The organism is Carnimonas bestiolae, assembly GCF_051251145.1.
Lineage (GTDB): Bacteria > Pseudomonadota > Gammaproteobacteria > Pseudomonadales > Halomonadaceae > Carnimonas > Carnimonas bestiolae.
In genome coordinates this window covers 606,384-629,171 of the sequence record NZ_JBPCZK010000001.1, presented here as the reverse complement: position 1 = coordinate 629,171, position 22,788 = coordinate 606,384, and the positions used below count along the sequence as shown (strand labels likewise).

The following is a 22,788-nucleotide window of genomic DNA, read 5'->3' as shown; positions in this document are numbered from 1 at the left end:
AGGCGCAATACACCGCTGCGAATTGCCAGATGAGCCAGTGCGGGTACAATCGCACGGCGTGTTCGCGCCGTCAGTCAATCTTGTGCCGCTATCCATGTGTGCCCGACCCAATCTGGAGTTTCCATGAGCCAAGCCCCCCATGCCATGCAGTCATCCCGAGCAGAATCGGGGGAGTCGGGAGTATTGTACGTTGTCGCTACGCCGATTGGTAACCTCGATGACATGTCCACGCGCGCGCTGGATATTTTGCGCAGTGTCGATGTGATTGCCGCTGAAGATACGCGGCACAGTGGTCGACTAATGGCCCATTTCGATATCCGTACGCCAATGCTGGCATTGCATGATCACAACGAGCGCAGCCGCGCTGAGCAACTGCTTTCTCGTATCGCGCAGGGTGAGCGTATCGCACTGATTAGCGACGCCGGTACCCCCTTGATCTCTGATCCCGGTTATCGCTTGGTCGCGCAATTACGCAGTGCCGATTTGCGGGTCGTGCCGGTGCCTGGGCCCTGTGCGCTGATCGCGGCGCTCAGCGGAGCGGGGGTGGCGACTGACCGGTTTCGCTTCGAAGGGTTCCTGCCTGCTCGCAGCAGCGCGCGCAAGAATGCCCTCGAAGCGCTGGCCAAGGAGACTGCCACGCTGGTGTTTTACGAGTCTCCCCATCGCATCACTGACAGCTTGGCCGATATCGCGGCCACGCTGGGTGAGCGGCGGTTGGTGCTTGCGCGCGAATTGACCAAGCGCTTTGAAACTTTTCTAGAAGGCAGTGCAGAGGCGCTGCTGGAAATCATGGCGCAGGACCCCAATCAGGCGCGCGGTGAGTTCGTGGTGATCGTCGAAGGCGCGCCCGCGCAGGCAGAGCAAGCTGGCAGTGTTGATCCTGAGCAGTTGCTTGCGGCGATGCTCGATGCAGAAGTGGGTATCAAGCAGATAGCGGCGGTCGCTACACGACTGCTGGGGGGCAGGAAGCAGCAGTGGTACGAGCGCGCTCAGCAGCTCAAGGATGCACGCGGCTAGTGGTTGTAAAGCGCGCTATCGAGGCGTTTTTACCTTGAGAGAAGGGGGCTGCGCTGGTATTCTCCGAGCCGAGAGAGCAGGCTAGACAGTCGCCGCTGATATGCTGTTTTAACAGCGCATCGGGGGAGGAAAGTCCGGGCTCCATAGGGCAGAGTGCCAGGTAACCCCTGGGCGGCGCGAGCCGACGGAAAGTGCAGCAGAGAGAAGACCGCCTACGCAGGCCCGTTTTGGCGGGCTGCCGGCAAGGGTGAAAGGGTGCGGTAAGAGCGCACCGCGCGGCTGGCAACAGGCGTGGCATGGTAAACCCCACTCGGAGCAAGACCGAATAGGCCCCCGTTGGTGCGGCCCGCACCTGGGGGCGGGTAGGTTGCTTGAGGCAGGCGGCGACGCCTGCCCTAGAGGAATGACTGTCCACGACAGAACCCGGCTTATCGGCAAGCTCTCTCCCTGAAATTTTGCAGGGCAGCATGGCCGCAGCAGTCAGGAAGACGCTGCGGTGGCTGCCTTCGTCAGGTGCGGCGGTGAGCGTCAGACTTCCGTCCGCACTTTTATTTTATTTCCACTTATGCCAACAGGTGTCATCGCGTTGAGGGATGAAGTAGCTGGGACGCACACCTCTCCAGACGCTGCCGCGAACGCAGCGTACAAGCATGTCAGCGTACTGCTCGATGGTGCGGTGAGCGCGCTGGTCGGTAATCCCGATGGTGTATATATCGACGGCACTTTCGGGCGCGGTGGACACAGTCGTGCCATCCTGAATTCTCTTTCTTCTTCCGGTCGCTTGCTTGCCATCGATCGCGATCCCGAGGCGTTGGCGGCTGCCGCTGCCATCTCTGATGAGCGCTTCTCCATTCATCGTGCTACCTTTGCTGAGCTGGACCTTATCGCTGCGCAGGCGGATATCACCGGGCGCGTCGATGGCGTATTGCTCGATGTCGGCGTTTCTTCGCCGCAGTTGGACGATGCGCGGCGCGGTTTCAGCTTTCTGCGTGACGGGCCGCTGGATATGCGCATGGATCCAGAGTCAGGGGTGTCGGCGGCGGAGTGGATCGCCGAGACGTCTGAGAGCGAAATGGCACGTGTTTTCAAAGTGTACGGCGAAGAGCGCTTTGCCAAGCGGCTGGCGCGCGCGGTGTGCGAGCGGCGTCGCGAAATGCCCTTTACGCGCACGGCCGATCTGGCCGAAGTGCTCAAGCAAGCGCACCCTGCATGGGACAAGTTCAAGCATCCCGCGACCAAAGCGTTCCAAGCGATCCGAATTTTTCTCAACGATGAATTGGGGCAGCTCGAACAAGCGCTTAAGGCCGCGCTGAGCGTGCTGGCGCCAGGCGGGCACTTGGTTGTCATCAGCTTCCATTCGCTGGAAGACCGATTGGTGAAGCGCTTTTTTCGCGATCAGTCGCGTGGTGATACGCACCTGCCGGCCAACTTGCCCATTCGCGAGGATCAGCTTGAGCGGCACATGGCGCTGGTAGGCAAGGCGCAGCGTGCCAGTGAGGCGGAAATCGACGAAAATCCGCGCGCGCGCAGTGCGGTTATGCGCGTAGCACGCAAATTATAACGAGGACGCTATGGCAGCGGTTGCTGAGCAAAGAAAATCCGGGCGACTCAACGCACGTATGAGCGGTCTTTACCGCAAACTGTTTTTTGGTGCCACGCTGTTCAGCGTGGTAGTGCTCGCTGTTATCAACCTGATGACTGCCTTCGCGGTAGTGACCGTTACGCACCAGACCCGCGTCCAATATGCACGTCTGCAAACGCTTGAGCACGAGCGCGACGCGTTTCAGGCAAACTGGAGTCGTCTGTTGCTGGAAGAAAGTACGTGGTCGTCGCCTTCACGCATTGAAGCCATTGCCCAGCAGCGCTTGCAAATGAAAGTGCCCGCGGCCGATGCGACCAGGGTGCTCAAACCATGAGTGAGTACCGCAACCGTAACAACAACGAACGCCCCGATTCGCGCCGCCAGCAGCGTGCTCGCCCGCTAGCCGCTGCGTCGTGGCGTTTCAACGTCATGCTGGTGGTGATTCTGATCGCCCTGGCGGCGCTGGTCTGGCGTATCGTCGATTTGCAGGTCGTTACCCAGGACTTCCTCGCCGGACAGGGCGATGCGCGTACCGTGCGCGTCGAAACCATCGATGCCCACCGCGGCATGATTACCGATCGCGACGGCGAACCGCTGGCCGTTTCGACGCCGGTTATCACCATCTGGGCGAACCCCAAGCAAATGCCTACCGATCGCGCAGAACTGGCGCGTCTTGCGCAAGCGCTGGGACAAAACCCCAGCAAGTTTATCGATCACGTCAATAGCTTGCGCTCGCGCGGCTTCATCTATCTGCATCGGCGCATGACGCCTGATCTGGCCCAGCGCGTGCTCGATCTCGATATCCCGGGTGTTTACGGTCAGCACGAATACAAGCGCTATTACCCCGCTGGTGAAGTAACCGCTCAGTTGCTCGGCGTGACTAACGTTGACGATAAGGGGCAGGAAGGTCTCGAGCTTGCCTATGATCGCTGGTTGACTGGCACCAAGGGTCAGCGCCGCGTGCTGGTCGACCGCAAAGGGCGGTTGGTTCGCGATCTACACCTGATGCGCGATGCCCACCCCGGTGGCCAGTTGCACCTTTCGATTAACCAGCGCTTGCAGTTTTTGGCCTATCGCGAACTAACGCGTGCGGTTGAAGAGCACAATGCCGATGCGGGCAGTCTGGTGATGATGAACGCGCGTACCGGTGAAGTGCTCGCGTCTGCCGACGTACCTTCCTTCAACCCCAATAACCGCGCTGGAATGGATCCGGAAGGTTTGCGTGAGCGCGTGCTGACCGATGCCTTCGAGCCTGGCTCGGTGATGAAACCGCTGGCCATGTCGGCGATCATCGATTCGGGCAAGGTGTCACCCAACCAGATCATCGATACCTCACCTGGCTATGTGCGAGTCGACGGCTACACCATCCACGACGTGCGCAACTTTGGCCGTCTGACGCTCACCGGCGTGATTACCAAATCCTCCAACGTGGGGATGACCAAGCTAGCGTTGTCGGTGCCTAACGACACTATTTGGAATCGCTATAATCAGATGGGCATCGGGCGCAGTCTGGGAACTGGTTTCCCCGGCGAAGCGACCGGCAGTTTGCCACCTCCCAGCGGCTGGTCGGCGGCGAAACGTGCGACGCTTGCCTATGGCTACGGTATGTCGGTTTCACCGCTGCAGTTGGCTACTGCCTATACCACGTTGGCAAACGACGGCTGTCGTCTGCAGCCGTCGCTGCTCAGACTCGACAAAAAGCCGCAGTGCGATCAGCTAATTTCGTCTGATACGGCACACAAGGTCGTCAATATGATGGAAACCGTGGTCGGCCCTTACGGTGGTGGTGGACGCGCCAATATCGACGGTTATCGCATCGCGGGCAAAACCGGTACGGTACACAAGGTCGGCGCCAGCGGTTACGAGCGCAATTCCTATCGCTCCAACTTCGTAGGCATCGCGCCCGCTTCTGATCCACGTTTGATCGTGGTGATCTCCATCGATAACTCGCGCAAAGGGGGGTACTACGGGGGTGTCGTTTCAGCGCCGGTATTCTCTCGCGTAGCGGGCCCTGCACTGCGCATGCTCGACGTGCCGCCTGACAGCGATGCGCCAGCTTACAATCCTGAATCTCCCGCACAGCAAGTGAAGGATGCCGAGCAGGCCAAGCAGATTACCGGCCTGCAAAGCAGGCAGGCTGCCAAAGCAGCGGCGCGCGGAGGCACCAATGACTAATTGGTCGCCAAGGTTGCTGTCGGGAGTGCTGCGTGTCTCTCCATCGGCATTGGGCCGGGCGCTGGCGGCTTTTGATGTCGCGGTGTCCGAGACGCTATTGGCGCAGGTGCCGAAAGCCGCAGCGCTGCGGCTTGATTCGCGTGCGGTTGAGCGCGGGGACGTCTTTATCGCTCGCCAGGGCAGTCGTAGCGATGGCCGCAGCTATATAGACGCCGCACTGCAGGCCGGCGCATCGCTAGTGCTATGTGAAGGCAAGTCTCCCGCAGCGCACGAGAATATTATCGAAGTGCCGTCATCCGTTGATTGGCTGGGAAACTTCCTCAAGCAGTTGCTACCGCCGCAGGAATCGCGCATGACCACCATCGCGGTAACCGGCACCAATGGCAAAAGCTCTGTCACCCACTATATCGCGCAGCTCTCCAACGCTTTGGGGTACACGGCAAGCGTCGCGGGTACCTTGGGCGTGGGGCATCCTGATGCGCTGCTCGATACCGGGCTGACGACGCCTGATCCAGTCACCCTGGCGGCTATTTCGGGAGAACTCGCTGAGGCTGGCTGCCAGCGGTTGGCGCTCGAAGCATCGTCACACGCGCTTGATCAGCAGCGTTTGGATGCGCTGTCGATCGATGCTGCGGTACTAACAAATCTGAGTCGCGATCATCTCGATTATCACGGCAGCATGGCGGCGTATGCCGCAGCCAAGGCCAGATTATTCAAGCGTAAGGAATTGAGCGTCGCGGTGGTCAACGGCGCGGATGAATACGCCAATCTTATTTCGTCGGGATTGCCGGGCAGTGCGCGCAAGTGGCGAGTCGATGGGCCGCGCGCCGACTTCAGCGTTACGCGGTGGCGCGCAGGGCTCAGTGATCAGCATGCCACGCTCGAAACCCCCGAAGGCCCGCGCGAGCTATCGCTCAAACTGTTGGGGCGCTTCAACCTCGATAACGCCTTGTTGGCTATCGCTACGCTCTATGCGCTGGGTGATCCGCTCGATGATCTGCTGAGTGCAAGCAATTCATTGTGTGCCGTGCCGGGCCGGATGGAGCGCGTGGCAGTGGCAGGTGCGCCGCTGGTAGTGGTGGATTACGCGCACACCCCCGATGCGCTCGAAAACGCGCTCGCCGCGCTTAGCGATCACGCCAAGGGTAAGGTGTGGTGTCTGTTCGGCTGCGGTGGTGATCGCGATCCGGGCAAGCGCGCCATGATGGCGGAAGTAGCCGCGCGTTTAGCCCGACGTGTTGTCGTTACCGACGATAATCCGCGCAGCGAAGATGCTGCCGCCATTCGTGCACAGATTATCGCTGGCATACCATCAGTGGGGCGTGCCGCCGCCAGCGTGCAAGAGATAGGCGATCGACGCCAAGCAATTGAAGACAGCATCGCCGCTGCTAGCGCCGACGATACGATATTGATCGCTGGCAAGGGGCACGAGGCCTATCAGGAAATCAACGGCGTTCGCCACGATTTCTCCGATATTGATATTGCCCGTGCGGCAGTACAGCGCAGGATTCAGCAGGATGGTTAGCATGATAACGTCGTTGAAGGCCGCCGCCGCTGCGATGGGTGCCCAGTTCGACGGCAACGATCAGCGTTTCGGGCAGCCGCGTACCGATAGCCGCGCGGTGTCCCAGGGCGATCTGTTTTTCGCCATGCGCGGTGAAGCGATGGATGGCCATCGCTTCGTTGCAACCGCGCTTGAGGCTGGGGCGGCCGCGGTGGTGGTCGATCACGATGTCAGTGGGCAGGTTGCAGCGGCAGCGGGGCGTCAGTTAGTGGTCAAGGACACCCGCCTGGCGCTTGGCCTGCTTGGCGGTAGCGTGCGCCAGCAGTGGGGCGGCTCGCTGGTGGCCGTAACCGGTAACAGCGGCAAGACCACCGTAAAAGAGATGCTCAAAGCGATTCTCGAAGAAGCCTCCTCCGAGCGTGAAGTTTTAGCGACGCTAGGCAACCTTAATAGCTACGTTGGGGTGCCCTTTACGCTATGCCGGCTTGAGCCTCAGCATCAGTGGGGCGTGGTCGAACTGGGTGCCAACCATGTGGGCGAGATCTCCTGGACGGCACCGCTGGTGCAGCCGCAGATCGCGGTGATTACCAACGTTACTGGTGCGCATATGGGAGAATTCGGCGGGCTTGCAAGAATTGCGCAGGCCAAGGCAGAAATTCTTAGCGGATTGGCGGAGGGCGGCGTGGCGGTGCTGAACCGCGATGACGCCTTCTATCCGCTGTGGCAGCGACTGGCGGTGCTGCGCGGCGGTGAAGAAAGCATCCGCGACTTCGGCAGTTCGTCTGCCGCATACGCGCATCCGCGTAACATCGGGCACGACGCCCAAGGGCGTTATTATTTCGACCTACAGCTTGGTCAGGTATCTGCCGGCAAGGTATCGCTTGCGCTGCTTGGTGAGCACAACGTCAGCAATGCTCTGGCTGCCGCCGCCGCGGCAAGCGCGCTCGGGATTGACGCTGACGTTATCGTGCGCGGTCTTGAGCGGGTAAGGTCAGTGGGTGGCCGCATGGCGCTACGGCATGGCAAGCGCGGCAGAACGCTGCTCGATGACACCTACAATGCCAACCCCGGGGCCTTCCGAGCGGCGCTCGAGACGCTAGCACTTCAGCCCGCACCGCGCTGGTGCCTGCTGGGTGCGATGGGCGAGCTCGGTGAGCAAAGCGCCGAGCAGCACGCTGAGATTGGCCGCTACGCCAAAGCGCTCGGCATTGATGGTCTGATCGCGTTTGGCGAGGCCGCGGCGGACACGGCACAGGCGTTTGGGGGGCACTGCTTCGATGACTGGGCGACGTTTTTGGCCGCCGCTGAAGAGCAACTGCCTGCTAACGCTTCGGTGCTGATCAAAGGCTCGCGCAGTACCGAAATGGAGCGCGCGGTCGAGCATTTTGCCAAGTAGCGCACTGGCTGGCGCCACAGATATGCGCCGGTAACGAGGTAAATCGATGGACAGGCCGCAGCGCAACATTGGCAGTGGCTGTTTTCGCCGAATGATGCTGTTCGGCTCACTAACAACATTGTGATTGAGTAAATGCTTCTACTTCTGACGGAATGGCTGTCTCACTTCTCCTCAGCCTTTAACGTGTTCGGGTACACCACTACTCGAATGGTACTGGGTGCGCTAACCGCGCTGGTCACCTCGATGGTAGTGGGGCCTTGGTTTATCCGTCGGCTGATTGACGGTCAGATAGGACAGTCGGTGCGTCAGGATGGTCCCGAGTCGCATCTCTCGAAAGCGGGCACGCCTACCATGGGTGGCGGCTTGATCCTGATCTCGATCGCGGTGACGACGCTGCTGTGGGGAAGCCTGAGCAACCTCTATCTGTGGGTAGTGCTGTTGGTTACCCTCGGCATGGGCGCGGTCGGCTGGGTCGATGACTACCGCAAAGTAGTTGAAAAGAACTCCCGCGGTCTGCCGGCGCGCTGGAAGTATTTCTGGCAGTCGGTAATCGCGCTGGTGGCGGGCATTGTGCTCTATCTGCATGCGCAAACGCCCGCTGAAACCGCATTGATCATTCCGCTGGTGAAGCACTACGCGATTCCCTTCGGGCTTTTCTATATCGTCTTTACCTATTTCGTGATCGTTGGCAGCTCCAATGCCGTGAACCTGACCGATGGTCTTGATGGTTTGGCGATTATGCCCACCGTGCTTGTGACGCTAGGGCTCAGCATCTTTGCGTTCGCTAGCGGCAATGCGGTGTTCGCCGATTATCTGCATATCCCGTTCATCAACGGCGCCAACGAGCTGTGTATCTTTGCCGCCGCGATTGTCGGCGCAGGCCTCGGCTTCCTGTGGTTCAACACCTACCCCGCGCAGGTATTCATGGGCGACGTAGGCTCGCTGTCGCTGGGTGCGGCGCTGGGCATTATGGCGGTCATCGTGCGTCAGGAAATCGTGCTGGTGATCATGGGCGGTATCTTCGTTGCTGAAACGGTGTCGGTCATCCTACAGGTTGGCTCCTACAAGCTGACCGGTAAACGCATATTCCGAATGGCGCCCTTGCATCACCACTTCGAGTTGAAAGGGTGGCCCGAGCCCCGCGTTATCGTGCGTTTCTGGATTATCACCTTCGTGCTGGTGCTGGTTGGCCTGGCCACGCTCAAATTCCGCTGAGGCGTATTGAATGGCTGACGGAGCTACCTTTCACGTTCCCCCCGACCATCTGCTGGTGGTCGGGTTGGGCGTGTCTGGCATGGCAATCGCGCGGCATCTGAAGCGTCAGGGCATCGCCTTTGTGATGGCTGACAGCCGCGAACAGCCAGCCGGAGCCGCGCAGTTTCGCCGCGAGTTTGGCGAGGTGCCGCTGTATTGTGGCGATCTCGACGAGATCGATATGAGCGCCGCCACCGAAGTGGTGATAAGCCCCGGCATCGATCCTCATCAGGCGGTGTTTGCGCAGGTGCGCGAGCGCTTGATCGGGGAACTGACGCTGTTCACGCGTGCGCTGCCCAGTAGCGCCAAGGTGATCGCCATTACTGGCTCCAACGCCAAGTCGACCGTTACCACACTGGTCGGCGATATCGCGGGGAGCTGCGGGGTTGACGTTGGCGTTGGCGGCAACCTGGGCACGCCCGCGCTGACGCTGTTGGCGCACGGTCACGAGTTGTATGTGCTCGAGCTTTCTTCCTTCCAGCTTGAGATGGTGGGGCAGTTAGCGCCCGACGTAGCGTGTTTTCTGAACCTCAGTGAAGATCACCTCGATCGGCATGGCGATATGGCCGGCTATCGGGCGGCCAAGCAGCGTATCTTCGAAGGGGCGCAGTGTGCGGTGGTCAATCGTGATGACCGCGCCAGCTGGCCGAGCATCGAGCTGCCTACGTACAGTTTTGGTGTCGGAGTGCCGGAAGGGGCCGAGTGGGGCATCGCGGTGCATCACGGCGAGCAGTGGCTATGTCAGGGCGAGCAGCCGTGGCTGCCGGTCTCTGCGCTGCAGGTGGCGGGTGTGCATAACGTTGCCAACGTATTGGCTGCCTTGGCAATTAGCGTGGTGATGGACTGGCCACGCGAGGTGGTGCTGGCAGCGGTGGCGCGTTTCCGTGGCCTGCCGCACCGCGTCGAAGTGATTGGCGAGCGTGCCGGCGTGCGCTATATCAACGACTCCAAAGGCACTAACGTGGGGGCTAGCCTGGCGGCCATTGAAGGCATTGCGGCCACCATTAAGGGCAACATTATCTGGCTGGGCGGCGGCGTCGGCAAAGGGGCGGATTTTTCGCCATTGGCACCAGCGTTGGCCGCTCATGCCAAGGTCGCGCTACTGTTTGGGCGTGATGCGTCACTGTTAGAAGCGAGCCTTGCAAAGGCCGTGGCGTGTCAGCGTTTCGCCAGCATGGAAGAAGCACTTTCACGAGGCGCCGAGTTGGCGCAGGCCGGCGATGCAATACTGCTGTCGCCGGCCTGTGCCAGCCTCGATCAGTTTGCTAATTACGAAGCGCGGGGCGATGCCTTCCGCGCATGGTTTGAGCGTCAGGGCGAATCCAGCGCCCACGCGGTCAAGGAGTGACGATGAGCCTTCTTTCACGGCTGGAACAGCGCTTTTCAACGCGCAATCAACTGCTCGATGGCTGGCTGATGCTGGCGGCATTGACGCTCGCTGCGATCGGCTGGGTAATGGTGACGTCAGCGTCAACCGAAGTAGCGGCCAGTGCGACCGGCAACCCTTACTACTACAGTGTTCGCCACGGCATTTATATCGTGCTTGGCTTTATTGCCTGCATCGTGGTGATGCGGGTGCCAATGTCGTGGTGGCGTGCCAACGGCCCAACCTTCTTTTTGGTGGGGCTGATCCTGCTGGTGGCAACGCCGGTAATGGGGCATGCGGTCAACGGGGCACGACGCTGGATACCTTTGGGCATTATCAATTTGCAGTCGTCAGAGGTCGCCAAGATCTGTCTGGTGGTCTATCTGGCGGGCTATATGGTGCGTCACATCGAACGGGTGAGAAATACCTGGAGCGGCTTCATTGCACCGCTGGCGCTGGTGTTTGTGCAGGGCGCGCTGCTTATTCTTGAGCCCGATTACGGCTCGACCGTGGTGGCGCTCTCGGCGGCGATGGGCATGCTGCTGATGTCGGGAGTGCGATTGTGGCGCTTTGCGCTGTTATCGGGCCTGGTTATCGTGGCCGGCGTATTCGTCGCTTTTGCTGAACCCTACCGCGTGCAGCGTATTACTAGTTATCTCGATCCATGGGCCAACCAGTACGCCAGCGGCTACCAGTTGACTCAGGCATTGATCGCTTTCGGTCGCGGTGGCTGGACAGGCACCGGTCTCGGCAACAGCATTCAGAAGCTGTTCTTCCTTCCCGAAGCGCATACCGACTTCGTTTATTCAGTGCTGGCCGAAGAGCTGGGCCTGCTGGGCGCGGTAGGCGTCGTGGTGTTGTTTGCCATTCTGGTGTACCGCGCCTTTCGTATTGGGCGTACCGCCGAATTGACCGGTCGCCTGTTCTCCGCCTTCGTTTGCTATGGTCTGGCAGTTATTTTCGGCGCTCAGGCATTCATCAATCTGGCGGTAAATACCGGCATGCTGCCGACCAAGGGGCTAACGCTGCCGCTGGTCAGCTACGGCGGCTCCAGTATGCTGATTTCAGGAGTGATGGTAGGGCTACTACTGCGTGTGGATGGCGAAACTCGTGCCTTCCTTAATGCATCGCGACAAGGGCGGCAGCGGCGAGAGCGCGATAACCATCGTCCCTTCAGCGGAGGTGAGCACCATGGCTGAGCAAGCCCCTATGCGTATGCTGATCATGGCTGGCGGTACCGGAGGCCATGTGATTCCCGCCCTCACGCTGGCGCGTGAGCTTAGTTCGCGCGGTGTCGAAATTCACTGGCTTGGGTCGCCGCGCGGCATCGAGAATGAGCTGGTGCCCAAGGCCAATATTCCGCTGCACCGCATCGCGGTGAGCGGACTGCGTGGCAATGGCGCTGCTGGCTGGCTGAAGCTGCCGTGGCGACTGTCGCGTGCCGTCGCTCAGGCGCGAGCAATTATCAAACAGGTGCAGCCGTCGCTGGTGATCGGGCTGGGCGGTTTCGCCAGTGGCCCGGGCGGATTGGCCGCCAAGCTGACCGGCACGCCGCTGGTGATTCACGAACAGAACGCCGTGGCTGGCATGACCAACTCGACGCTGGCGCGCTTTGCGTCCCGAGTATATGCCGCCTTCCCAGGGGCCTTTCCTGCATCACGTCAGGCCGAAGTGATCGGTAATCCGGTACGTGCGGAAGTGGCGGAAGTGGGCCAGCACGTGCGTAGTGTCGAGACGCTTGAAGGGCGTCGCCTGCGCTTGCTGGTCATGGGCGGCTCGCTGGGCGCAGTGGCGCTTAACAATACGGTGGCACCTGCATTGGCAAAGCTGCCGCTGGAGCAGCGCCCCGAAGTGCGCCATCAGGCCGGACGCAACAAACTTGAGGCTACCCGCGAGGCGTACACCGCCGCATCGGTAGAGGCCTCTTGTAGCGAATTTATCGACGATGTCGCGGCTGCTTATGAGTGGGCGGATCTGGTGGTGTGTCGGTCGGGCGCGCTTACCGTTGCCGAGCTGGCCGCGGCTGCCAAGCCGTCGATTCTGGTGCCATTCCCTCACGCGGTCGACGACCATCAGAGCGTTAACGCGCGGGATTTGAGCGATCACGACGCTGCAGTGTTGCTGCCTCAATCCGAGATGGATGCCGAGCGCTTGGCCACCACCATTGCCGACCTGCTCGATCCTCGGCGCCTGCACCAAATGGCTATCGCCGCGCGGAAACGCGCGCGGCTGGGCTCGATGGAACACATGGCCAATGGGTGTATGGAGATAGCCATTGAAAAGTGAAGCAATTAACGCGCTGCGCGCAGAAAAACGCCCGCAGTTTTTATCGCGTAGTAGTACAGGAAGAATTCGTCGCATCCACTTCGTGGGTATTGGTGGCTCTGGGATGTGTGGCATCGCCGAAGTGCTGCACAATCTTGAGTTCGACGTCAGCGGCAGCGATCAGCGCCGCTCATCGGTTACCCAGCACTTGGCTCAGCTAGGGGTATCGGTAGCGATTGGGCACCATAGCGATAATGCAGCGGGTGCCGATGTTATCGTGGTATCCAGCGCCATCGATCCGAGCAATCCCGAAATCGCGTACGCGCGTGATCACCGTATTCCCATCGTGCGGCGCGCTGAGATGCTGGCGGAACTGATGCGTTTCAGAAACGGCATCGCGGTGGCCGGTACTCACGGAAAAACTACCACCACCAGCCTGGTGGCAACGCTGCTGGCCGAAGGGGGGCTCGATCCCACCTTTGTGATTGGTGGGCTACTCACCAGTGCTGGCACTAATGCACGGCTTGGCGAAGGCGAGTACCTGGTGGCCGAGGCCGATGAGTCAGACGCCTCCTTCCTGCATCTGCAGCCGATGAGCGCGATTATTACCAATATCGACGCTGATCACATGGCCACCTACGAAGGCGATTTTGCGCGCTTGCAGGATGCCTTCATTACCTTCCTGCATAACCTGCCGTTTTATGGTCAGGCGGTGGTATGCATCGATGATTCAACGGTACGCGAGCTGCTGCCGCGTATTCACCGACAGTTTGTTACCTACGGTTTTGCCCAGGATGCCGACTTCCGTATCGAGAATTTCCGTCAGTTTGCCAGCGAAATTCACTTTACTGCTGTCCGCCCCAATGGCCTGCCGCCGCTCGACGTAGTGCTGGCAATGCCGGGACGTCACAACGCCTTGAATGCAATGGCGGCGATTGCGATCGCCACCGATGCGGGGGTCGCTGATGAGGATATCCAGCGCGCGCTGGCGAGCTTTGCCGGGGTAGGGCGGCGTTTTCAGGTGCACGGTAATTTCGCGCTCGCCGATGGGGCAGGGGAGATCATGCTGGTCGACGACTACGGCCATCACCCGCGCGAAGTCGAGATGGTGATTCAGGGCATTCGCCAAGGCTGGCCCGAGCGCCGTCTGGTGATGGTCTATCAGCCGCATCGCTATAGCCGTACTGCCGAGCTTTATGATGAGTTCGTACGGGTGCTGTCCGGCGTTGATACCTTGCTATTGCTGGATATCTACTCGGCAGGCGAAGCGCCTATCAGCGGCGCTGACAGCCACTCGCTGGCGCGCTCGATTAGACAACGCGGGCAGCTCGATCCGCTGTTTGTCGAAGATAAGGCGGCCTTGCCCAGTATGCTTGATCGGGTTCTGCGCGACGGCGATATCCTGATTACCCAGGGCGCTGGCGATGTCGGGTCGATCAGCTTAGCGTTAGCGCGTAGCAAGCTGGACCTTAAGCATGTGGAGATTTAACCGACGTGAATGGCGAGAATCCTAATGCCCAATAGTCTGTTTAACCGGTTGCTTGGTGTGGTGCTGATCGTCGTGGTGCTGGGCGCCGGCGGACGTGTGCTGTGGTTTTGGCTCGACCAGCCGATTCAGTCGGTGCAGGTAGATGGGCAATTCAAGCATATTCGCAGTGCTGATCTGAGCCGCCAACTGTCGCGCTATGTGACCGGACAACGCTGGCTATCCGTAGATCTGAACGCGCTGCGCGCGCAGGCGCTGCAAATTCCTTGGGTCGACGAAGCGCGCATCACGCGCGTGTGGCCGCGCGGATTAAAGTTCCAACTGCAAGAGCAGCGGCCGGTGGCATGGTGGAACGATAATTACCTATTAAATGATAAAGGCGATTCGTTTCAGGTCGTTAATAGCGGTAATTTGTCCGACGACATGCCTTATTTGGCCGGGCCTGATGAACGCGGCGCTGACGTCCTGGGTTTCTACCGCAGTCTTGAAAAACGCCTCAAGCCGCTGGGCATGACGGTCACCCAGGTACGCCTTGAAGCCCGCGGGGCGTGGCGTTTCCAGGTGAATAACAACTTTTGGGTGGTGCCCGGACGGGGTGACCTTGACGTGCGTGTGCAGCGATTCATCGTTGCGTGGCAGCGCGCGCTGTCGAAGGATGCCGATAATATTCGCTATGTCGATTTACGTTATCCCAACGGACTTGCCGTAGGTTGGCACGGTGAAACACACGCGCCTTAATGGTTATAAATAGTGCTGTTAAACAGCACTATTTATCGCTAATTAAAAAATAAAGATTATAGATAAATAAGTGCACCCTAACGTAAACGGCAACTTAAATAGCGCAATAGTCCTTTGCCGCGTCGAGGGCTAATTCTTTTTATTTGCAATAAAAGTATTTTCAAACCACAATTCGCTCATGTAAGATGCGTTTAAAGGCCGTCGTGCCGTGACGCCATCACAGATGCCGCTGGTAGCTGGTCGGATGAAGCAGGATTCGAGTGTGCACTTTTGTCGGGCATGGATTCGCCCGCGTCGTCGCATACCGTTATCAAGGCAAGTCCGATAATGTTTTAATAACGTGTGGCAGGCACTGTTTTTATCGATAGCGGTATGCATAGCCCAACGGCCAACGTGTTCCATTTTTAGTGACGAAATTTTACAGGGAGTAGCGCCGACATATGGCTGGACATTCCAACGCTTCCAACATGGTGGTCGGTCTGGATATTGGAACATCCAAAGTCGTCGCCATTGTCGGTCAGCCAACAGACGATGGCGGCATCGAAATTGCCGGCATTGGTTCTCATCCTTCTCACGGGATGAAGAAAGGCGTCGTCATCAATATCGAGTCCACCGTGCAATCGATTCAGCGCGCCATTGAAGAAGCCGAATTGATGGCGGGTTGCGATATTCACTCGGTGTTTGTCGGTATTGCCGGCAGCCACATCAGTTCCATGAACTCAGACGGCGTCGTCGCCATTAAAGAGCGCGAAGTCACTCCTTACGATATCGAGCGGGTGATCGACTCTGCTCGTGCGCGAGCTGTATCGGAAGGCCAGCGCATTCTGCATGTGTTGCCTCAGGAATATGCGATCGATTCCCAAGAGGGAATTCGTGAACCATTGGGTATGTCGGGAGTCAGACTCGAAGCGAGGGTGCACCTTGTGACTGCCGCGCTTAACGCGGTTCAGAATATCGAGAAGTGTGTGCGCCGCTGCGGTTTGGAAGTGGACGACATTATTCTTGAGCAGCTTGCTTCCAGCTACGCCGTGTTGACCGACGACGAGCGCGAGCTGGGTGTTTGCATGGTCGATATCGGTGGCGGTACTACCGACATGGCTGTCTTCACTGAAGGGGCCATTCGTCACACCGCGGTTATCCCGATTGCTGGCGATCAGGTCACCAACGATATCGCGATGGCGCTGCGTACACCCACGCAGTATGCCGAAGATATCAAAGTGAAGTATGCCTGCGCGTTGACGCAGTTGGCTGCAAGTGATGACATCATTCGTGTGCCGGGCGTTGGTGAGCGAGCGCCACGCGAGCTGTCTCGCCAGGAGCTGGCGCAGGTGGTCGAGCCGCGTTACGAAGAACTCTTCACGCTGGTGCGCGAAGAGCTTCGTCGCAGCGGTTACGAAGATCTGGTGGCGGCCGGTATAGTGCTGACCGGCGGCACTTCTCGCATGGAAGGCGTTACTGAACTGGCAGAGGAAATTTTCCACATGCCGGTGCGCATTGCAGTTCCGCAGAACGTGCGCGGGCTTGCCGATGTGGTACGCAATCCTATCTATTCCACGGGAGTGGGGCTTTTGCTCTACGGGCTGCGCCACTCTCAACAGGGGTACGACGACGTTTCGTTCGAGAAGAACGTCGGACGCAGTGAGGGGCAGTCTCATCGCAGTTATTCCGAACGAGGAACTCGCTCTATCAGTGACTCGTTGCCATCTGCCATTGACAAGATTCGGGGCTGGATCAAGGGCAATTTTTGACAAGACCGCATAGCGGTTTAGGGAGACGGGGCTTATGTTCGAATTAGTTGACAATGCGCCATCCAACAATGCGGTCATCAAAGTGATCGGCGTTGGCGGCGGAGGCGGTAACGCTGTCAACCACATGGTTGAGAGCAGTATCGAAGGGGTTGAGTTTATCTGCGCGAACACCGATGCGCAGGCCCTGAAACGAGTTGCTGCAAAGACAGTGCTTCAGCTTGGCACTGAAATTACCAAAGGGCTTGGTGCAGGTGCCAATCCCGAGGTGGGACGTCAGGCGGCACAAGAAGATCGCGAGCGTATCGCTGAGCTTCTTGATGGCGCCGATATGGTGTTTATTACTGCGGGCATGGGCGGCGGTACCGGTACTGGTGGCGCTCCCGTTGTCGCTCAGGTAGCCAAAGAGCTGGGCATTCTGACCGTTGCGGTAGTAACGCGTCCGTTCCCGTTCGAAGGGCCCAAGCGTCAGCGCGCCGCAGAAGAAGGAATGAAAGAGCTGTCCGAGCACGTTGACTCGCTGATCACCATTCCCAATGAAAAGCTGCTGACAGTGCTGGGCAAGAATGCCAGCCTGCTAACTGCTTTCAGCGCTGCCAACGACGTGCTGCTGGGCGCCGTACAGGGCATCGCCGAGCTGATTACCAGCCCGGGCCTGATCAACGTCGACTTTGCCGATGTGCGCACCGTTATGTCCGAAATGGGCATGGCGATGATGGGCACCGGTACCGCAACCGGCGAAAACCGCGCTCGCGAAGCTGCCGAGAAAGCGATTCGTTCGCCGCTGCTTGAAGACGTTAATCTTAACGGCGCGCGCGGTATCCTCGTTAACATTACCGCTGGTCCCGATCTGGCGATCGGCGAGTTCAACGAAGTGGGTATCGCGGTTCAGGAGTTCGCTTCCGAAGACGCAACCGTGGTGGTGGGTTCTTCCATCGACATGGACATGTCCGACGAGCTGCGCGTTACCGTGGTAGCGGCGGGCTTGGAAGATGCACGCACTGCCGCTGGTGGTGGTCGTGCGGTCGAACACGAAGCACGTTCGCCGCGCAGCGACTCCAGCGACTATCGCAAGCTCCAGCAGCCGAGCGGTGGCCGTCCTTCGGTAGCAGCACGCGAGCGTGAGCGTGACGAGCGCCTCAGCGAGCGTCGCGGTAATGCTGCCGCCAAGTCGCGTGACCTCGACGATTACCTCGATATTCCGGCCTTCCTGCGTCGCCAGGCCGACTAAGAGCAGTAACGGTAAGATGAAAACGCCGATGTGAGCTTTCGCCCGCATCGGCGTTTTTCTGTTTGTGTGGCAGGGGTGGCTGCGCTAAACGGTCGATTAACCCCGGTTAAATATGTGATAGTCGGGTTTTTCGAACACCGTTCGTTGTAGACGTTTGCGCAAGCTGATAAGCTGAATGGGTATCATCCCGCTTTTTGAATGACAGGTAGTCATGATTCGCCAACGTACCCTCAAAAACACCATTCGCGCCACTGGAGTGGGGCTGCATTCGGGAAGGAAGGTATATTTGACCTTGCGCCCGGCTCCGGTCGATACCGGCATTATCTTTGTCCGTACTGACCTCTCCCCGCAGGTTCAGATTCCAGCGCACCCTGAGCGGGTGCACGACACCATGCTGTGCACTGCTGTTGCCGAGGGCGATGCCCGGGTCGCGACGGTGGAGCATTTGATGTCCGCGTTTGCGGGATTAGGCGTCGATAACGCCTACGTTGAAGTAAGCGCCGCAGAAGTGCCGATCATGGACGGCAGCGCTGGCCCCTTCGTGTTCCTGATTCAGTCAGCGGGAATTATCGAACAGCAAGCGGCGAAAAAGTTCATTCGTATTACCAAGCCAATCGAAGTGGAAGACGGTGATAAAACCGCCGGATTCCTCCCCTATGATGGCTTCAAGGTAAGCTTCGAAATCAATTTCGACCATCCGGTGTTTGCGTCGCAGCGCCAGAAAATGGAAGTTGATTTTTCGACTACCTCCTTCGTCAAGGAAGTGAGCCGAGCACGTACCTTCGGCTTCCTGCGCGATCTTGAGCGCATGCGTTCAAGCAACCTGGCACTGGGCGGCAGCCTGGATAACGCCATCGTGGTGGACGAGTACCGCATTCTTAACGAAGACGGGCTGCGTTACGACGATGAGTTCGTGCGCCACAAGGTGCTCGACGCCATTGGCGATCTTTACCAGTTGGGCCATAGCCTGATCGGTGAATTTTATGGCTACAAGTCGGGCCACGGCCTCAATAACAAGCTGGTACGTAGCCTGCTGCAGCACCCCGAGTGTTGGGAAATCGCTACGTTTGAAGGAGGTCAGGAGGCGCCCATCAGCTACTCGGCGCCCGCGACTGCCTGATTGATCACAACGCAGTGGGATGCAGTAGTGAATGTAAAAAGTGCCGCTCAATGAGCGGCACTTTGCGTAGTAACGCCAGCATTAACGATTAGCTGTTGGACGTGTCGTCAGCAGTGGTATGCGCCGCAAGTCGTGCCAGCGAGGCCTTGAGCGTCGGGTCGTCGGTATAGTCAGCGCACTCCTTGATGTGCGCCGCTGCCGAGGCAGACAAATAGCGCCGCTGCTGCAACGGCACATGGGTAGGCTTAAGCGGTCTGACCTTGAACGCTAGCGTGCTTACGCTGGACATTTCCGGCAGGTAGCGCAGTAGCGCCAGCAAGCGTGCCCGCTCAAAGCGCAGCCAGGTTAGCCATACCGCGCGGTCGGTCAGAAGGGTAAGGCAGCCGTCGGTAATGCCGCCCACCAGCACGTGGCCCTTGAGTTCTTCGGGCAAGTGCTCCTCTAATTGCTGCTGCGCCTTGGCGATCGCTTGAGCCTTGCTCAACAGCGGGGTAAGTTCGCTGCGTGGCAGCTGTGAATAGGCCGAATTCGCGAGTAATCGCGAGACGGGCTGTGCGTTCCGTTTCTTAACCTTTATACTCATCGGCCTATCACTAACGCGTCATACATGCTCAAGGTAATTTCTTATTGCTCCTGCTGACACGCAGCGCGTTTCAGGCAGGGCATATAATCTAATCTATCATGTCACAGTCAGCTTCCCACAACAGAGGTCATCGCCATTCGCTCGGTCGCCGCCGTCACGGTTGGCTGCTTACCGGCCTATTGGTGACCTGTCTGCTGCCCATCGCCATGTCGTCGGCGTTGATGCAGCATCGTCTGGAGCTGATGACGGCTGAGCTATCGCGTATTGCCTTTCAGGTGCCCGACACCATCCGTGCGGTGTCACGCCGTCGCAGCGTTCGACAAGCACGGCGTGCCCATCGCGTTTATCTGGCTCGGGTGCTAGTACACTGCGTCGCACTTCCTCACGCACTGTTTATCGCCATGACAACAGGTCATGGCTGCTTCTCGCGCCGTGGTCCTCCTGCTGTGTCCTGCTATTAGCCTACTTCTTTGGCGCTGCGCCTGCCGCTCGCGCGTAATACGCACACTTTGAAAATCGCTTGCATGCACCCACCGCTCGCAAGCGAGTACAGGATGACACGATGTTAACCTCAATAGTCCGCAAGATGCTCGGTAGCAAGAACGAGCGCGATCTCAAACGCATGCAGAAAGTCGTTACTCGCATCAATGCGCTCGAAGAACAGTTCGAGGCGTTGGACGATGCTGCACTGCGTGCTAAAAGCGATGAATTCCGCCAGCGTATCGAACAGGGCGAAAGCCTTGATGCACTGTTACCCGAAGCCTTTGCTACGGTGCGTGAAGCCAGTAAGCGCGTGCTGGGCATGCGCCACTTCGACGTACAGCTGGTGGGCGGTATGGCGCTGCATGAAGGGCGCATCGCCGAGATGAAAACCGGTGAAGGTAAAACGCTGGTAGGCACGCTGCCCACTTATCTTAACGCGCTGTCGGGCAATGGCGTGCACGTGGTAACGGTTAACGACTACCTGGCCAGCCGCGATGCCGAGGTGATGCGTCCGCTGTATGAGTTCCTTGGCATGCGCGTTGGCGTGATCTTCGCCGGCCAGCTGCCGCACGAGAAGCGCGATGCTTACTCTGCCGACATCACCTACGGTACCAATAACGAATACGGCTTCGACTACCTGCGCGACAACATGGCCTTCTCGCTGGAAGACAAGGTGCAGCGCAAGCTCAACTTCGCCCTGATCGATGAGGTCGATTCGATCCTGATCGACGAAGCGCGTACCCCGTTGATCATCTCCGGCCCAGTTGAAGACAATACCGAGATGTACCAGACCATCGACCGTCTGGTCAGCGGTATGCAGCCGTGCAGCGATCCCGAGGACAGCGATAGCGGCGATTTCATCATTGATGAAAAGCAGAAACAGATCGAGCTGACCGAGCAGGGCCATCAGAAAATCGAACAGCTGATGCGTGAAGCCAACCTGCTCAAGGAAGACGATTCGCTCTATGCGGCGCAAAACCTCGGCCTGTTGCATCACGCCAACGCCGCGCTTCGCGCCCGCCATCTCTACAGCCGCGACGTCGACTACATTGTGGCCAACGGCGAGGTGGTTATCGTCGATGAGCACACCGGTCGTACCATGCCGGGGCGTCGCTGGTCGGAAGGTCTGCACCAGGCCGTCGAGGCCAAGGAAGGCGTGGAAGTGCAGAAAGAGAGCCAAACGCTGGCATCGACCACCTTCCAGAACTACTTCCGTCTCTACGACAAACTGGGCGGCATGACCGGTACTGCCGACACCGAAGCGTACGAATTCCAGCAAATCTACAAGCTCGACGTACTGGTGATTCCGACCAACCGGCCGCTGGTGCGCAAGGACCAGAACGATCTGGTCTATATGAGCGCGCAGGAGAAGTACGAAGCGATCATCGAAGACATCAAGGAGCAGGTGGCAGCGAATCGTCCGGTGCTGGTGGGTACGGCGTCGATCGAGAGCTCCGAGCTGCTTGATGCGATGCTGCGCCAGCAGAAGGTGCCGCACAACGTATTGAACGCCAAGCATCACGAGAGCGAAGCACACATCATCGCGCAGGCCGGGCAGCCGGGCTCGGTCACCATCGCCACCAACATGGCAGGCCGTGGTACCGACATCCTGCTGGGCGGTAACTGGCAGGCCGAAGTCGCTCAGTTGGAAAACCCCAGCGACGCGCAAATTGAAGAAATCAAAGCGGCCTGGAAGCAGCGTCACGACGCAGTGGTAGAAGCGGGCGGTTTGCACGTGATCGGCTCAGAGCGTCACGAGTCGCGCCGTATCGATAACCAGCTGCGCGGCCGTTCCGGTCGTCAGGGCGATCCGGGCTCGACGCGCTTCTTCCTGTCGCTGGAAGACAATCTGATGCGTCTGTTTGGTTCCGACCGCGTGCAGCGTCTGATGACGGCGCTGGGCCTAGAGCGCGGCGAAGCCATCGAGCACCGTATGGTGACCAACGCCGTTGAGCGCGCGCAGAAGAAAGTGGAAGGGCGCAACTTCGATATTCGTAAGCAGTTGCTCGAATACGATGACGTTGCCAACGACCAGCGTCAGGTGGTGTACACCCAGCGCGATGAAATTCTCGAAAGCCCCGATATTGCTGACAACATTCGCAATATTCGTGGTCAAGTGCTGACCGCTGCGTTCCAGCGTCATATCCCCGAAGGCACGCTGGCCGAGCAGTGGGATATCGACGGGCTGGAAGTGGACCTCAAGGAAAACTTCAATCTCGAGATAGACCTGCATGCACTCTTTGAAGAGCAGCCTGGCTTAGCGGCGGAAACCCTGCTCGAAGAGTTGCAGAAAGAGCACGCCGAGCTATTTGCCGAGAAGCGCGAGCAGCTTAGCGATGAGGTAATGAATCGCTTCGAAACCCAGGTCATGCTGCAAATTCTCGATAGCCGCTGGAAAGAGCATCTGCAGTCGATGGATCATCTGCGTAAGGGCATCCATTTGCGTGGCTATGCGCAAAAAAATCCCAAGCAGGAATACAAGCGCGAAGCGTTCTATCTGTTCGAGTCGCTGCTGGCGAGTATCAAGAGCGATGTCATCCGCGTGCTGAGTCACGTGCAGGTGCGTCGTGAAGAAGACATCGATGAATTCGAACGTGAACGTCGCGAAGCGCTGGAACGAGAACAAGCCGCTGCCGCTGAAACTCACGACAGCGACATCAGCGAGATGACGCTGGACGACTCGGCGCTTGCCAGTGCCGAAGAGGTGGCACAGCCCGCACCTGCGACGGTCAAGCGCGAAGAACCGAAAGTAGGCCGTAACGATCCTTGCCCGTGCGGTTCAGGCAAGAAGTACAAGCAGTGTCACGGCCGTTTGAGTTAATTCATGCCCACGCCGCTTGGTC

18 protein-coding genes and 1 other RNA gene are annotated in these 22,788 nt (G+C 58.9%); 18 read left to right on the top strand and 1 reads right to left on the bottom strand.

Annotated elements, in window-relative coordinates; all coding sequences use genetic code 11:
* Positions 1–123: 123 nt before the first annotated feature.
* From rsmI to lpxC, 16 genes are all read left to right on the top strand, one after another.
* On the top strand, positions 124–1,017 hold the full coding sequence (gene rsmI, locus R84865_RS02925) for a 16S rRNA (cytidine(1402)-2'-O)-methyltransferase (protein ID WP_435632230.1): 894 nt from the start codon (positions 124–126) through the stop codon (positions 1,015–1,017).
* 73 nt (positions 1,018–1,090) lie between these two features.
* An RNA gene (gene rnpB / locus R84865_RS02920) (RNase P RNA component class A) lies at positions 1,091–1,464 on the top strand.
* A gap of 118 nt (positions 1,465–1,582) precedes the next feature.
* On the top strand, positions 1,583–2,578 hold the full coding sequence (gene rsmH, locus R84865_RS02915; RefSeq protein WP_435632229.1) for a 16S rRNA (cytosine(1402)-N(4))-methyltransferase RsmH: 996 nt from the start codon (positions 1,583–1,585) through the stop codon (positions 2,576–2,578).
* 10 nt (positions 2,579–2,588) lie between these two features.
* Positions 2,589–2,933 carry a cell division protein FtsL gene (gene ftsL / locus R84865_RS02910; RefSeq protein WP_435632228.1) on the top strand — a complete coding sequence of 115 codons (345 nt, stop codon included), beginning with the start codon at positions 2,589–2,591 and terminating at the stop codon, positions 2,931–2,933.
* On the top strand, positions 2,930–4,774 hold the full coding sequence (locus R84865_RS02905; RefSeq protein WP_435638787.1) for a peptidoglycan D,D-transpeptidase FtsI family protein: 1,845 nt from the start codon (positions 2,930–2,932) through the stop codon (positions 4,772–4,774). Before ftsL ends, R84865_RS02905 begins: the two co-directional genes overlap by 4 nt.
* Positions 4,767–6,299, top strand: coding sequence for a UDP-N-acetylmuramoyl-L-alanyl-D-glutamate--2,6-diaminopimelate ligase (locus R84865_RS02900; protein ID WP_435632226.1), 1,533 nt, complete (start codon positions 4,767–4,769; stop codon positions 6,297–6,299). The genes R84865_RS02905 and R84865_RS02900 overlap by 8 nt, the downstream gene beginning before the upstream one ends.
* Before the next feature lies 1 nt (position 6,300).
* The gene (locus R84865_RS02895) at positions 6,301–7,674 is read left to right on the top strand and encodes a UDP-N-acetylmuramoyl-tripeptide--D-alanyl-D-alanine ligase (RefSeq protein ID WP_435638786.1); all 1,374 of its coding nucleotides are present in this window, start codon (positions 6,301–6,303) and stop codon (positions 7,672–7,674) included.
* 132 nt (positions 7,675–7,806) lie between these two features.
* On the top strand, positions 7,807–8,889 hold the full coding sequence (gene mraY / locus R84865_RS02890) for a phospho-N-acetylmuramoyl-pentapeptide-transferase (protein ID WP_435632224.1): 1,083 nt from the start codon (positions 7,807–7,809) through the stop codon (positions 8,887–8,889).
* Between the two features lie 10 nt (positions 8,890–8,899).
* The gene (murD, locus tag R84865_RS02885; protein WP_435638785.1) at positions 8,900–10,276 is read left to right on the top strand and encodes a UDP-N-acetylmuramoyl-L-alanine--D-glutamate ligase; all 1,377 of its coding nucleotides are present in this window, start codon (positions 8,900–8,902) and stop codon (positions 10,274–10,276) included.
* Positions 10,277–10,278: 2 nt separating this feature from the next.
* Positions 10,279–11,493 (top strand): putative lipid II flippase FtsW, encoded by a 1,215-nt coding sequence (gene ftsW, locus R84865_RS02880; RefSeq protein WP_435636802.1) that lies wholly within the window; start codon positions 10,279–10,281, stop codon positions 11,491–11,493.
* Complete coding sequence (gene murG, locus R84865_RS02875; RefSeq protein WP_435632221.1) at positions 11,486–12,580, top strand: undecaprenyldiphospho-muramoylpentapeptide beta-N-acetylglucosaminyltransferase; 1,095 nt, start codon at positions 11,486–11,488, stop codon at positions 12,578–12,580. Before ftsW ends, murG begins: the two co-directional genes overlap by 8 nt.
* A 4-nt stretch (positions 12,581–12,584) precedes the next feature.
* Entirely contained in the window at positions 12,585–14,048 is a 1,464-nt protein-coding gene (gene murC / locus R84865_RS02870) for a UDP-N-acetylmuramate--L-alanine ligase (protein ID WP_435632311.1), read from the top strand.
* Positions 14,049–14,072: 24 nt separating this feature from the next.
* Complete coding sequence (locus R84865_RS02865) at positions 14,073–14,783, top strand: cell division protein FtsQ/DivIB (protein WP_435632220.1); 711 nt, start codon at positions 14,073–14,075, stop codon at positions 14,781–14,783.
* Positions 14,784–15,223: 440 nt separating this feature from the next.
* A complete protein-coding gene (gene ftsA, locus R84865_RS02860; protein ID WP_435632219.1) occupies positions 15,224–16,531 on the top strand; it encodes a cell division protein FtsA in 1,308 nt (435 codons plus the stop codon).
* Positions 16,532–16,565: 34 nt separating this feature from the next.
* Positions 16,566–17,759, top strand: a complete 1,194-nt coding sequence (gene ftsZ / locus R84865_RS02855; protein ID WP_435632218.1) for a cell division protein FtsZ — start codon at positions 16,566–16,568, stop codon at positions 17,757–17,759.
* Positions 17,760–17,970: 211 nt separating this feature from the next.
* Positions 17,971–18,879 carry a UDP-3-O-acyl-N-acetylglucosamine deacetylase gene (gene lpxC, locus R84865_RS02850; RefSeq protein WP_435632217.1) on the top strand — a complete coding sequence of 303 codons (909 nt, stop codon included), beginning with the start codon at positions 17,971–17,973 and terminating at the stop codon, positions 18,877–18,879.
* Positions 18,880–18,967: 88 nt separating this feature from the next.
* On the opposite strand, the gene R84865_RS02845 is transcribed toward lpxC, so the two are convergent.
* Entirely contained in the window at positions 18,968–19,462 is a 495-nt protein-coding gene (locus R84865_RS02845) for a DciA family protein (RefSeq protein WP_435632216.1), read from the bottom strand.
* Between the two features lie 98 nt (positions 19,463–19,560).
* Between R84865_RS02845 and R84865_RS02840 the strand changes: the two genes are divergently transcribed.
* Both R84865_RS02840 and secA read left to right on the top strand, forming a co-directional pair.
* Complete coding sequence (locus R84865_RS02840; RefSeq protein WP_435638784.1) at positions 19,561–19,923, top strand: hypothetical protein; 363 nt, start codon at positions 19,561–19,563, stop codon at positions 19,921–19,923.
* Positions 19,924–20,024: 101 nt separating this feature from the next.
* Entirely contained in the window at positions 20,025–22,766 is a 2,742-nt protein-coding gene (gene secA, locus R84865_RS02835) for a preprotein translocase subunit SecA (protein WP_435632214.1), read from the top strand.
* Positions 22,767–22,788: the final 22 nt, after the last annotated feature.

Excerpts from the sequence above, each read along its gene's own strand:
- lpxC (WP_435632217.1), top strand. The coding sequence starts at position 17,971 with ATGATTCGCCAACGTACCCTCAAAAACACCATTCGCGCCACTGGAGTG.
- murD (WP_435638785.1), top strand. The coding sequence starts at position 8,900 with ATGGCTGACGGAGCTACCTTTCACGTTCCCCCCGACCATCTGCTGGTG.
- mraY (WP_435632224.1), top strand. The coding sequence starts at position 7,807 with ATGCTTCTACTTCTGACGGAATGGCTGTCTCACTTCTCCTCAGCCTTT.
- ftsL (WP_435632228.1), top strand. The coding sequence starts at position 2,589 with ATGGCAGCGGTTGCTGAGCAAAGAAAATCCGGGCGACTCAACGCACGT.
- ftsZ (WP_435632218.1), top strand. The coding sequence starts at position 16,566 with ATGTTCGAATTAGTTGACAATGCGCCATCCAACAATGCGGTCATCAAA.
- rsmH (WP_435632229.1), top strand. The coding sequence starts at position 1,583 with ATGCCAACAGGTGTCATCGCGTTGAGGGATGAAGTAGCTGGGACGCAC.
- secA (WP_435632214.1), top strand. The coding sequence starts at position 20,025 with ATGTTAACCTCAATAGTCCGCAAGATGCTCGGTAGCAAGAACGAGCGC.
- murG (WP_435632221.1), top strand. The coding sequence starts at position 11,486 with ATGGCTGAGCAAGCCCCTATGCGTATGCTGATCATGGCTGGCGGTACC.
- R84865_RS02900 (WP_435632226.1), top strand. The coding sequence starts at position 4,767 with ATGACTAATTGGTCGCCAAGGTTGCTGTCGGGAGTGCTGCGTGTCTCT.
- R84865_RS02845 (WP_435632216.1), bottom strand. The coding sequence starts at position 19,462 with ATGAGTATAAAGGTTAAGAAACGGAACGCACAGCCCGTCTCGCGATTA.
- R84865_RS02840 (WP_435638784.1), top strand. The coding sequence starts at position 19,561 with ATGTCACAGTCAGCTTCCCACAACAGAGGTCATCGCCATTCGCTCGGT.
- ftsW (WP_435636802.1), top strand. The coding sequence starts at position 10,279 with ATGAGCCTTCTTTCACGGCTGGAACAGCGCTTTTCAACGCGCAATCAA.
- R84865_RS02895 (WP_435638786.1), top strand. The coding sequence starts at position 6,301 with ATGATAACGTCGTTGAAGGCCGCCGCCGCTGCGATGGGTGCCCAGTTC.
- rsmI (WP_435632230.1), top strand. The coding sequence starts at position 124 with ATGAGCCAAGCCCCCCATGCCATGCAGTCATCCCGAGCAGAATCGGGG.
- R84865_RS02865 (WP_435632220.1), top strand. The coding sequence starts at position 14,073 with ATGCCCAATAGTCTGTTTAACCGGTTGCTTGGTGTGGTGCTGATCGTC.
- ftsA (WP_435632219.1), top strand. The coding sequence starts at position 15,224 with ATGGCTGGACATTCCAACGCTTCCAACATGGTGGTCGGTCTGGATATT.
- R84865_RS02905 (WP_435638787.1), top strand. The coding sequence starts at position 2,930 with ATGAGTGAGTACCGCAACCGTAACAACAACGAACGCCCCGATTCGCGC.